Raw genomic sequence first — 12,536 nt, forward strand, 5'->3', positions numbered from 1 at the left:
TTTGTTCTAAATTGAGTCAATTCTGATTTTTGATCAAAATGACCTGCAAAGATAAAAATAAATGTGTATCTGTATTGATAACTTGGGGATGAATCGTCGATTTTCTAAAAAGAAAAAAATAAACGTAAATTATAAGACGTTTTTAATCATAATTTTTCTTCCATTAAAGAGTACATCTTCATTTTTTGCTTTTCCAACTAATAATTTACCAATAGGAGATTGAGCAGAAATGGCAAATATAACCTCATCTTCAAATTTTACTTGGCCAATACTTATACTTAGGTAATACGTTCCGTTTGGAGTTACTACAAGGTTTCCAGGTTGAATATGTAAAGTATCTTCTTCTTTTAATGCTTCCATAACACGCAACTGTTGTACGCTTTTGGCCAATTGTTCGGCCATTTTATCTTTTTCTAGATGCATCATAGCACGAGAAGTATCATACTTATCGCCTGCAGTACTTCTTGTTTCTGTATTAGCAGCTTGTTGTGCAGAATCCATTGCATCTTCAGAAGTTTTTATTTTCTGAATAACAGATTCTTTAAGGTGCTGTTTTAATCTTTTCTTAAATTCTTTATCGATCATAAGATCAAATATATTGTTTTCATTGATATAAAAAAACGCCTAAACCATTTCTGATTTAGACGCATATCAATGTGAGTTGATTATATTTTTAGTCTTCAGTAGATACTTCTTCTTGAACGATAGGAGTATTTGCAAAAATATCTACCTGTCCACGAGTAAGGTCTTCTAAAGTTTCTCTTTCTCTAATTAAATGTGGCTTACCATTAAATACTAAAACTTCTGCAGGTCTAAATCTAGAATTGTAATTAGAACTCATGCTGTAAGAATATGCACCTGCATTTTCTAAAGATAAGATATCGCCAACGCGTACTTCATTTAATTTACGATCGTAACCAAATGTATCTGTTTCACAAATATAGCCAACTACATCATATACTCTTTTAGGAGCAGATGCATTAGAAATATTAATGATGTTGTGGTAAGCATCGTACATCATTGGTCTAATCAGGTGATTTAAACCAGAATCTACACCAACAAAAACTGCTGCAGGGCTATGTTTTAAGACATTTACTTTAGTAAGTAAATGACCACTTTCAGAAACTAAGAATTTACCAGGCTCAAACCATAATTCTAAGTCTCTGCCATAATTCTTACAGAATTCTTGAAAAGCTGCCGACATCTTTTTTCCTAATTCAGGAATGTTTGTAACGATATCATCTTCTTTATATGCTACTTTAAATCCAGAACCTAAATCAATAAATTGGAGGTTAGGGAAGTCTTTCGCACAATCAAACATAACGTTTGCTGCCATTAAAAATACTTCAGAGTCTAAGATGTCAGAACCTGAATGCATGTGTAATCCAACTACGTTAATACCGTGGCTTTCTACCACTTTCTTAACATGTGACATTTGGAAAATTGAAACACCAAATTTAGACCCAATATGACCTACTTGGATTTTAGCATTTCCACCAGCTGTAATATGCGGATTGATACGAATAGCACAAGGAACAGAACCTTGGAAAGTATCTCCAAACTGCTCTAAAATGGCAATGTTATCAATATTAATAACAACACCTAAAGCAACAGCTTCTTGTATTTCATCAAATGAAACTGAGTTAGGAGTAAATAAGATTCTCTCTGCAGGAAACCCAGCTTTTAGTCCAAGTAGTACTTCTTGTATCGATACAGCATCTAAATCTACACCATGTTCTTTTACAAGTTTAAGAATACTAAGATTAGATAGTGATTTCATAGCATATTTAATTCTAAGATTAACTCCGTTAAAAGAGTCTCTTAATAAATTAATTTGGCTCACAATCTTATCTGCATCATAAACATATACAGGTGTTTGAAATTGATTTGCAATATCTGTAACAGGTACACCCTGGATCGAATATTCTGAATTATTTAATTCCATCTGAGGAAAAACGTTATTATTATTAATATTTTGATATTACAAAAGTATAGAGAAAATCATTTTATACCATATTATTAGATTTAATATACATAAATAACAACACTTGTTTTATTTATAACATTTGGTTAAATATCTGTTTATTTGAGTAAAAAGTAAGAAATAGAGAGGTATATTAATATTCTAATCAAATAGCATCTATAATGAGGTACCTAATTACTGTTTTTTTTATTATTACTGGAACGGTTTTTTGCTCAGGGCAATCAGGCATTAATAAAAAGCCAATTAATGATTTTAGTTTTTCATTATTAAACTCATTATCAGAAACTGAAAATAATGGTAATATTTTTATATCACCAATAAGCATATATACTTCTTTAAGTATGATAACAAATGGTGCAAGCTATGGTACTAAATCAGAAATGATTAATTATTTAGGTTTTGAAAATGATGAACTTGTGTTACTAAATTCATATAACCTTAACTTAAATAAAGAACTGAAATCAAATAAAGAAACTTCTTCAGCAAATGCTTTATGGTATCCTAAGAACCTGTCGGTTAAAACGATGTTTAAGAAAACCCTTGAAGGAAGTTATGCAGCAAAAATTAAAGGAGTTGATTTTAACAAACCTGATAAAGTTGAAAAATCAATTAATAACTGGGTCGCAAACGAAACCAACGATAAAATTACGAATATAATTAGTGACATATCAAAAGATGATAGAATGATACTAGTTAATACTTTATATTTTAATGGTATTTGGCAACATCAATTTGATGAAAAACTAACTAAAGATAGAGATTTTGTTAAAGAGGATGGGAGTGTAGTAAAAGCAGCGTTTATCTCTGAAAATAATCAGCTTTATAAAAGAGTTATTACTACTACTATTTATGCAATTGATATACCTTATAAAGGAGGTGATTTTACGATGACGCTTTTAATGCCGTTTGATAAAACGGTTAAGATGAATGATTTTGTGAAAACTTTATCTTCAGAAAAGCTAAGAAGTATTAATGAAAAGATGGAATTAAAAGAAGTTTATCTTTTGTTCCCTAAATTAAAAGTTGATTACGAAATTGATATGGTAGAAACGCTTAAAAATCAAGGTTTATCCTCACCATTTAATTATTCGGCTCAATTTGAAAACCTATTTAAACAATATGATGAAGATTTACATATTTCTAAAATTGCTCATAAAACATTTTTAGATGTAAATGAGATGGGTACTGAAGCTGCAGCTGCTACAGCTGTAAGTATTAGTAGAAGTTCGTTTAATCCAGAAAAAAAAGAATTTTATTTTGATAGACCATTTGTATTGATAATTAAGAATACAAAAACGTCTAACATTATTTTTATGGGAGTAATTAGAGAACCTAGTTATTAATTTGAACATAAGTTTTCATACTTAGAATCTAATTTTATTCCCAAAGCTTTTACTTTCTGAAAAACTCCACAAGCTTTGTATTTGTCACCTTGTTGGAATAAAAGTTTACCTTGAGTGTAAAATAACTCACCTTTAATAGCAGAATAATTATCCTTGAAATCTTTCAACATTGAGAAGTCATCAGCTTTTGCTAAAGCAATTTCAATCTGTAATAATGCACTATTTACTTCACCAATTTCTGCGTAAGCAACAGCTTGTTTATTCATTACAGTAATAAATTCTTGATGGTTACCATCAACTTCGTCAAATGATTTAATATACAGGTCGTATTGTTTAATTGCATCTACAGTTTTTCCTTGCCCGTTAAGTATATCACCCATTAGAAGGAATGCTTTAGGGTCTGCATTTGTATTTTCGGAATTGACATAAGAGGCTTGAGTCATATAGGTATTTGCATATGCCATTGCTTCGTTTGTTGAAGATGTTCCATCTACACCACCAGCTACATTGTCTTTTGTATACAAATCAGCCATTTTTAAATAAGCATCTTGACTTCCTAGAGCAATTGCTTTTTTATAATGCATTTCTGCTGTAGAGGGATTGGCTACAGTTTGACATTTCCCTTCTTTATAGATATCACCTAATAATAATTCAGCTTCTGCATTATTTTGTAAACTTGCTTTTTGTAACCAAACAATTGCAGGGGCTTTATCATTTTTAAAATAATATCTACCAAGCATCATCTGAGCTTCAATATCACCTTGGTTAGCACTGAATGTAGCATATTCTAAATCAGATTTATTAAGGTATTGATCAATATTTAATGTCTTTAATGTATCAGCAGCAGATTGAATGCCATGGTTTGCTGCTTTAAGATACCATCTAACTGCCTTTTCATCACTTTTAGGAACACCAATACCTTGCTTGTACATATTGCCAAGTAAATATTCTGCAGAATCAGAACCAACAAAAGCAGCTTGTCTTCGCCATTTAAAGGCAGAAGCATCATTTCTTTTAATTAATGAATCTCCTTTTAAGTATAAATCTGATAGTGCTAACATTGCTGGTGTGTAATCTTGTAAAGCAGATCGTTGACAAAATTCCACTGCTTTAATCATGTCCTGAGTTCCAGCTACAGGTGCTTCGTAATACTTATAAAGTTCATATTGTGCAACTGCATTGTTATTTGTAATTGCTTGATATTTAATGAACTCAATGTCATTGTCTTTAATGAATGTTTTTACATCCATTTTCTCAAGTTCTTTTGCCGCCTCTTGAATACCATTATTAGAAGCTTTAACAAAAAATTCAACAGCTTTCTGTGTATCCTTTCTTCCTAAAAGTCCATTTTTATAAAAAAGTCCTAATTCATATTGAGCAAGGCCATAGTTGTCGGCTGCTGAATTAGAAAATAGATTAAAGCTTTTTTCTAAATCTTGTTTTACATCTGTACCATTTTTATATGCAATACCTAAATCATATTCAGATTTAGCAGACCCATTATGGGCTAAATATTTTTGATATAATATGTCAGATTCTTTTTTATTATAATTTTTTGTATCAAGTGCGTCTAGTTGGTCTTTTGAGTCTTTATAACCAGCATTCCATGATATTAAAAAATAATGAATTGATAAGTTTACGTCTTTAGTAACCTGTGAGCCTTCTTTGTAGAATTTACCTAATAAATAAGCCGACTCAATTGAACCACCATCTGCTGCAATTGTATATAACTTAATTGCACTACCATATTCATTTTTAGCAACTTTTAAATTTGCTAATTGGAAAGATGCTTCTACATGCCCTTTTATAGCTGCTTTTTCATAATAATGAGCCGCCTTTTTTAAGTTAACTTTTTCGAGTTCTCCTTTTTGGTAAATGAGTCCTAATTCATACCAAAGTTCTGGGTTGTCAGTAAATTTTGCTTCTTTTTTTAATTGTTCAACATTTTGAGAAAATGAAGAATTTGAGAAAAGGAATATAATTAAAAAAAGTGCTGAAAATTTTATAATGTATTTGATCATTATTATTAGATCTCTTTCTATATTTTATGATGATGTACTATAATAACATCAAAAATGATTTTTTCTTGTATTGATGATGAAACTTTTTTTAAATATTTGCTTTTATTTAAAAACATGATAAAAAAAGTAATATTTTTATAACATGACATCTACTCTTCGACGTTTATTTACTTTCTTTTTTCTTGTAATTCTATATCAATCAAATATGGTATTTGGGCAAGACTCTCTTGGTACTGCTTTCAAAAAAGGACGTGCTTTATTGCAATTATCGTCATCTACTGATGCAGTTAATTATTACTCAGGATCACAGAACCTTCCATTATCTACCGGTTTAACAGGTTTTGATCTAAAAGTGGATAGTCATTTTTTTGTAAGAGATAATTTTAGTGTTGGTGGTAGATTGGAACTGACTAGGTCATTAACAGAGCAATTGTTTCAGAATGAAAGTGAAAGATTTAAACTAGGTATTGTTTTTAGAAGGTATTTAACCAAAATGTCTAATGGAGGAATTTACCCCGAAGTGACTTTATCTTATGGAAGGACTTATAATTCTGCAAATATTAATTATCAGCAACTCATTATAAATGAAGAATTCACGGGTAATTTTTTTGGAGGAGGTATTGGTGTAGGCTTTACTTACTTGGTTGGTCAGCATTTTGGAATTGATGTAGGCTTAAATTATAATTTATATTTAGTAGATGGTAACACAACAGATTTAGTTGCTAATGTTTCAGAGTCTACAAATTTTACAGAAGTAAAAGTTTCTTTTAGAGTTGGTATTGTTATTCTATTACATAAACAAAGTAATTAATATGGAAAAGAAATATTTATTACTTGCAGCACTCTTGTTATTTTTAGTTTTTGAGGGGATGTCTCAGAATAAAAAAGACATATACATTAAGACAGATACTTTAAGTTTATCAAAATCTACCCAAATTATAGGCTTGCCAATTGTTTTTTATACTCCCGAAACTAATTTTGGAATAGGAGGTGGAGCCCAATTTTTTTACTTGAACAAAGTAAATAGATTTAACTTAAGGAAAAGCTCATTAATGCTCGATGTTATTTATACATCGGAAAAACAATTAATTATTGATGCTAATCCAAAACTGTTTTTTAATGATGGAGATTATTATCTAGATGCAGCTTTTAAGTTTAAAATTTTTCCTAACTCTTTTTGGGGAATTGGTCCTAACACTCAGCCAGAAAGTTTAGAAAGATATAATATGCAAACGGTAATGATTAGGGGAGACTTTCTTAAAAGGCTACCAAAGTCATCTTTGAATTTTGGTGCACAGTATAGGTTTCAATCAGATATAATGTTAGAAAAACAAGAAGGAGGAATATTAGCTTCAGATACAATACCAGGTAGTGAAGGTGCTATAATGAACGGTTTAGGATTTGTTTTTAATCTTGATGATAGAGATAATGTTTTTTCACCAAACAAAGGGAATTATTTCCAAATAAATGCATGGTATGCTAGTAAAGTACTAGGAAGTACATACTCATTCAATAAGTATGCAATTGATTTAAGGAAGTACTTTCCTATAAATAACTATCTTATAATAGCAGCGAGAGCATATATAGAAAATAGTTTTGGAGTTGTTCCCTTTCAACATCAAGCATGGCTTGGAGGTGGAGATAGAATGAGGGGGTATTTTAGGGGACGATATATTGATAACCACCTATATACATTACAAAGTGAAGCAAGGTTTAAACTACACCCTAGGTGGAGAGCTAATGTATTTGCCTCAATTGGGCAGGTAGCACCATATATTATTGATATTTTTTATGGTGCAAAATTTTCTGGTGGTGCTGGAATTAGATATAAATTACTTAAAAAAAATGAAACCTTGTTAAGATTAGATTTTGGCATGAATAAAGATTTAGATACAGGTATTTATTTTGGTGTTAACGAAGCCTTTTAAACCTGTACCTAAATCTATCCTGTTAATTTATTTCTTCTAATTCATGTAAAACAGTATGTGCAACAAGTGCATGGACTTTTTCTTTTTTACTTAAATCAATAGCTTTTAAGGCATATTCTTTAGCTGAATCATATTCTTTTAATTTAAATAATAAACCAGCTTTGGTTTCAAGGTTCATAGAATTTTCATGTATTTCTATAGCAGAATCAATCCAATTATTTGCAGCTTTTAATTTTTCCTCATCGTTATAATACTGATAAACATTAAACGCCCAATTTCGGTATAAATAGCCCTTTACTTCTTTATCTCTGTCAGATAAAGTACTTACACCTTGTTCCATTTTGTTATATGCTGTTGCATAATCTTTGATATTCAAATAAAAGGTAGGGTTATAAGCAAAGTTTAAAGTTTCTCCTTGCTTGCCTAATTTATCTTCTAAGAAAGACATTAATTCTTGCCAACCTGCAACGTCTCTATTTGCAACAAAAGGACGCATTGATACTTTTGCTGCATTATTTATAGTGACAATTATTTCTTTAACACCATATTTATCTTCAATAATTTTAGCATGTTTAATTACGTATAATGTTGGTTCCGAATGTAGTCCTAAATGGATTGTAGCTTGTTTAAGAGCACTCCATATGTCTTTATTTTCAATGTCTTCATCTGTTATATCATTAAGGAATTTTTGAAGTTGTATACTATCATTTGTATTAGTAGCATAGCTTGTATTTATATAATGAGCAAGATCTTCTGTACTAATAGACTTAGAAGATTCTATTTTCTTTTTTAAAGTGAAATATTGATAATGTGGGTTTTCTGCTTGTTTTGATGTTTTTATGAAATCAGCCTCCGTCATTTCTCCAACAGTTAGGTGTAAGGGTGTTCCATCATTTTGTAAATAAATATAAGCAGGGTACGTATGTAATTGTAATTGTTCTACAATTTTGATTCCTTTTTTACTTTCAGCATCAATAGATAAACTCACATAATTATCATTAATAAAGTTTCCAACTTTTTTAGAATCAAGGATTTCATTTTCCATCCAATTGCAGTTAGGGCACCACGAAGTACCTATTGAAATAAAGATTCCTTTTTGTTCCTTTTGAGCAATTTTTTCAGCTTCATCAATAGAAATATTTTTAAACTGAATGCCTTGAGCTTGACAATAAAATGGTATTAAAAGTAGGAGTGATAATAGTGAGCGCATTATTAAATAATTTATGTTCATTTATACAGAATTAGACTAGGTTTTTAAAGCCTATAATAAATTAAGTAAAATATGAGACAATTGTATTTTTTTCTAATACTTTTTACGACTAATGCGTTTTCTTTTTCTCTTATTTGGAGCTAATGCCAAAATGGTTGCAAATAAAAACAGTTGTATAGGGAAGATGACTAATTGAGGTTCTGCAAAAATCCATTCTTTATATGGCATTGTTTTAAAATGCTTCCAATTCCACCAACTTAAGGTGTATAAATCGCCTACTAGATAAACAGGAAGGAATAAAAATAAGCACAAGAATAGAACTTGTTTAAGAGTTAGTCCTTGTTTTCGAATACTAGGAATAGCTTTTACTATTGAGCCTAAGGTTACAGTAAAAAACAAAGAAATAAATGAGATTGCATAGTAAATCCATGAGAAATCCATTCTAAATTCATCCCAAAGTACTTTGGTATACTCAATTATTTGGTTTATGTGTTCAACTGCTAAAATGCTTAACATAGCGAAAGTACATGATAATAAAATCATATATATTAATGCATTTTGTACAGATGGTATTTTAAAAATTGATTTTATAAACTTTAAAGGTGAAGTCAAGATTTTGTAAGCACTCCTTTTAAATTTAAATAAAAAGCCATCACTTCCTTTAAATGGTGGAGGTGTATACATTTTATTCGCTTTTCTTTCGCCAATTTTATGAGGAATAACTTCGTGATAAATATTTCTATCCCCGTCAGTAGTCCAAACAAACTTTGCTAAAGTTGCACTTGCATAGGAAAATCCCTGGTCTATTGCTCCATGAAAAACAGATGCTGGTACTCCTTTTTTTTTGCATTCAACTATCATGAAAGGATCTAAACCATCCTCATCTGTATAAGTTATGATATCAGCTTCTTTTGTAGAAGATCCCATCTTTACAGGAACACATACACGAACATATTCAGCAGGATAACCGTAATCGTAGATGAGAGATAAATAAGTAGCTAATTGTACTTGTTCTTCAGGGTTATATAATGAACGTGTTTTCTTATGAGGTAAATATGTTACTTCATCTTTATTCTTACTTAATTGAATTACGCCATCACGTTTTCCTTTAGATAACCACTTCATAATATTTTTTCGGGGTGTATTTAATGTTAAATATAGTGGTAATAATTTAAAATATAAACATTGCAATCTTAATTATTTATCTAATAATGTGTTATTGTTTATTAATTAATCAAAATTAGTTTGCGTTTATTATATAGTATTACAAAATAATTTATTTTGCTGTTTATGAAAAACAAAAAATGCGTTGATTATACATGATAATCAACGCATTATATTTTGAGTGACAAGATTTGTTTATCTCATCTTTTCAGAGTATTCTTTAACAGTATTAATAAATACTTTTACTTTTTCAGGGTCAATGTCTGGATAAACACCGTGTCCTAAATTGGCGATATGTTTGTCTGGTCCAAATTTATCTAACATCTCTTTCGTTGCTTTTTCAATATCAGCATTAGAGCCATAAAGTGCACAAGGGTCTAAATTACCTTGAAGGACTTTACCATTAGCAAATTTTCTAGATTCAGCAATATCCATATTCCAATCTAACCCGATTGTATTGCAATTGCTTTTTCCAATTTCTTCTCTAGCAAAATATGCTCCTTTAGCAAAAACTGTTTTAGGAACCTCTGTTATTGCATCACAGATTTGATTGATATATGGTAAAGCAAAAACATTAAATTGTTCAGGAGATAAAATTCCAGCCCATGAGTCAAAGATTTGAATCATATCTGCACCAGCAGCAATTTGTGCTTTTAAATAAGCAATTGTGCTGTCTGTAATCATTTGTAATAATTTATGAGAGAATTCAGGTTGTGTGTAGAACATTTTCTTTGCTTTAGAGAATGTTTTAGAACCTTGTCCTTCTATCATATAAGAAAAAATAGTGAAAGGAGCACCAGCAAAACCAATTAATGGTACTCTACCGTTTAATTCTTTCTTTGTAATCTTAATTGCTTCTAATACGTAACCTAAGTCTGATTCTACATCAGCAACGCGTATTTTTTGAAGATCTTTTTCAGTTTCAACAACATTAGGAAAGTAAGGACCACGTTTCTCAACCATTTCATAAGGTAATCCCATTGCTTCTGGAATTACTAAAATATCTGAGAAGATAATCGCAGCATCAACACCAAGTAAATCTACAGGCTGAATTGTTACTTCAGCGGCTAATTCTGGAGTTTGACACAGCTCAACAAAACCTGAAACACTGCTTCTTACAGCTCTATATTCTGGTAAAATACGTCCAGCTTGTCTCATTAACCATACAGGAGTTCTTTCTGTTTTTTCTCCTCTAGCAGTACGTAGAATTAAATCGTTCATAAGTATATATAGATTCTTTTTGTTTGATGCTTATTTTTCTTTTTCTGATAATCCCAGTTCTGTACCGATATTAATCATAAAGGGCATAGCTTCTTCTAAGGTGTTTTTGATTTTACCATCTAGAATTGCTTCTCTAACTTGATCTTTAATTTGCCCAACTTCTCTAGAAGGTTTGATGTCAAATGTCTCCATAATTAACTCCCCTGTAATTACAGGTTGGAAATTTCTTACTTGATCATTTTCTTCAACTGCAACTAGTTTAGATTCTACAAAATCGAAATTCGATAAATATTTCTTTACCTTATTACCATCTTTAGAAGTAATATCAGCTCTACATAATGCCATTAAAGCATCAATGTCGTCTCCAGCTTCAAAAAGTAACCTTCGTACTGCAGAATCTGTAACTTCTTTTTTAACTAATGCGATAGGGCGTAAATGTAGGCGTACTAATTTCTGTACAAACTTCATTTTATCATTTAAAGGAAGTTTTAATCTTTTAAATATGCCAGGAACCATTCTTGCACCTTTGTCTTCATGGCCATGGAAGGTCCATCCAACTCTCTGATTAAAACGCTTTGTTGCTGGTTTAGCAATGTCATGAAGAATTGCAGCCCATCGTAGCCATAAATCATCAGATTTTTCGGCAACGTTATCTAAAACTTTTAATGTATGGTAGAAATTATCTTTATGTCCTTTTCCATCTCGTCTTTCAACGCCATGTAAATTGGCCATTTCTGGAAAGATAAGTTCTAATAAACCTGAAGTAAAAAGGAGTTTAAATCCATAAGAAGGAAGAGGAGACAAAACAATTTTATTCAGTTCATCCATTATACGTTCTCCAGAAACAATTTCAATGCGTGCCTTATTTTCAGTAATAGCATCAAAAGTATCTGAATCAATATCAAATGATAATTGAGAAGCAAAGCGTATTGCTCTCATCATTCTTAAAGGATCGTCTGAAAAAGTAATATTTGGCTCTAAAGGAGTAATTATATTTTTCTTTTTGAGGTCATCAACACCTCCAAAAGGATCAACTAAATCGCCATAGTTTTCTTTATTTAAAGAAATAGCTAAAGCATTTATAGTAAAATCACGTCTATTTTGGTCATCTTCGAGAGTACCATCTTCTACAATTGGCTTACGAGATTCTCGTCTATAAGATTCTTTTCTTGCCCCAACAAATTCTACTTCATAATCATCAAATTTAACCATGGCAGTGCCAAAGTTTTTGAAAGTATTACAAGGTAGGTTGCCTCCATTTTTTGCAACAGCTTCAGCAAGTAAAATGCCACTTCCAACACATACAATGTCGATGTCTTTTGAAGGTCTTTTAAGAAGTAAATCTCTTACAAATCCACCAACTAAATATGTTTTAAAACCTACCTCTTCAGCACTTCTAGCGACAATGTCGAAGATAGGATTTTGGTCTAATGTATCTTTAAAATTGATTTCGGACACAATATATTATCTAGTAAATTTTAATCTTTTCTGGTTCAATTTACAAAAGTACATTTTTTGTTTGTTTTTTGATGTGAATGTGTATCAATTCTCCATCTTTCTTAAAATTCTCTATAATTATTGGTGTTTGATGTAGTTTTTGTTCAATAACTCAGCATCGTATGATACAAATGTTTGCATAATCATTTCAAACAACCGATTTTGCAG

10 protein-coding genes are annotated in these 12,536 nt (G+C 30.6%); 3 read left to right on the forward strand and 7 right to left on the reverse strand.

Going from position 1 to position 12,536, the window contains the following annotated elements; all coding sequences use genetic code 11:
* Window positions 1-129: 129 nt before the first annotated feature.
* Entirely contained in the window at window positions 130-585 is a 456-nt protein-coding gene (locus tag KM029_RS02155) for a 3-oxoacyl-ACP synthase (RefSeq protein ID WP_144075146.1), read from the reverse strand.
* A gap of 88 nt (window positions 586-673) precedes the next feature.
* Window positions 674-1,945 (reverse strand): diaminopimelate decarboxylase, encoded by a 1,272-nt coding sequence (lysA, locus tag KM029_RS02160; RefSeq protein ID WP_144075147.1) that lies wholly within the window; start codon window positions 1,943-1,945, stop codon window positions 674-676.
* A gap of 200 nt (window positions 1,946-2,145) precedes the next feature.
* Here lysA and KM029_RS02165 point away from each other — a divergent pair, with 200 nt between their 5' ends.
* A complete protein-coding gene (locus KM029_RS02165; RefSeq protein ID WP_144075148.1) occupies window positions 2,146-3,327 on the forward strand; it encodes a serpin family protein in 1,182 nt (393 codons plus the stop codon).
* On the opposite strand, the gene KM029_RS02170 is transcribed toward KM029_RS02165, so the two are convergent.
* A complete protein-coding gene (locus KM029_RS02170) occupies window positions 3,324-5,348 on the reverse strand; it encodes a tetratricopeptide repeat protein (RefSeq protein WP_144075149.1) in 2,025 nt (674 codons plus the stop codon). The genes KM029_RS02165 and KM029_RS02170 overlap by 4 nt on opposite strands.
* Window positions 5,349-5,490: 142 nt before the next feature.
* Here KM029_RS02170 and KM029_RS02175 point away from each other — a divergent pair, with 142 nt between their 5' ends.
* Window positions 5,491-6,159: a DUF3575 domain-containing protein gene (locus KM029_RS02175; RefSeq protein ID WP_144075150.1), complete on the forward strand. Its 669-nt coding sequence runs from the start codon at window positions 5,491-5,493 to the stop codon at window positions 6,157-6,159.
* Window position 6,160: 1 nt separating this feature from the next.
* Window positions 6,161-7,276, forward strand: a complete 1,116-nt coding sequence (locus KM029_RS02180) for a BamA/TamA family outer membrane protein (RefSeq protein WP_144075151.1) — start codon at window positions 6,161-6,163, stop codon at window positions 7,274-7,276.
* 22 nt (window positions 7,277-7,298) lie between these two features.
* On the opposite strand, the gene KM029_RS02185 is transcribed toward KM029_RS02180, so the two are convergent.
* The 4 genes from KM029_RS02185 to KM029_RS02200 all read right to left on the reverse strand — a co-directional run bounded on the left by KM029_RS02185 (window position 7,299) and on the right by KM029_RS02200 (window position 12,320).
* Window positions 7,299-8,486: a DUF255 domain-containing protein gene (locus KM029_RS02185; protein WP_158631132.1), complete on the reverse strand. Its 1,188-nt coding sequence runs from the start codon at window positions 8,484-8,486 to the stop codon at window positions 7,299-7,301.
* 93 nt (window positions 8,487-8,579) lie between these two features.
* Window positions 8,580-9,611 (reverse strand): type I restriction enzyme HsdR N-terminal domain-containing protein, encoded by a 1,032-nt coding sequence (locus KM029_RS02190; protein WP_144075153.1) that lies wholly within the window; start codon window positions 9,609-9,611, stop codon window positions 8,580-8,582.
* Between the two features lie 234 nt (window positions 9,612-9,845).
* The gene (hemE, locus tag KM029_RS02195; RefSeq protein ID WP_144075154.1) at window positions 9,846-10,871 is read right to left on the reverse strand and encodes a uroporphyrinogen decarboxylase; all 1,026 of its coding nucleotides are present in this window, start codon (window positions 10,869-10,871) and stop codon (window positions 9,846-9,848) included.
* Between the two features lie 30 nt (window positions 10,872-10,901).
* Window positions 10,902-12,320: a CCA tRNA nucleotidyltransferase gene (locus tag KM029_RS02200; RefSeq protein WP_144075741.1), complete on the reverse strand. Its 1,419-nt coding sequence runs from the start codon at window positions 12,318-12,320 to the stop codon at window positions 10,902-10,904.
* Window positions 12,321-12,536: the final 216 nt, after the last annotated feature.

It is taken from the genome of Flammeovirga kamogawensis (genome assembly GCF_018736065.1).
GTDB classification, from domain to species: Bacteria; Bacteroidota; Bacteroidia; order Cytophagales; family Flammeovirgaceae; genus Flammeovirga; species Flammeovirga kamogawensis.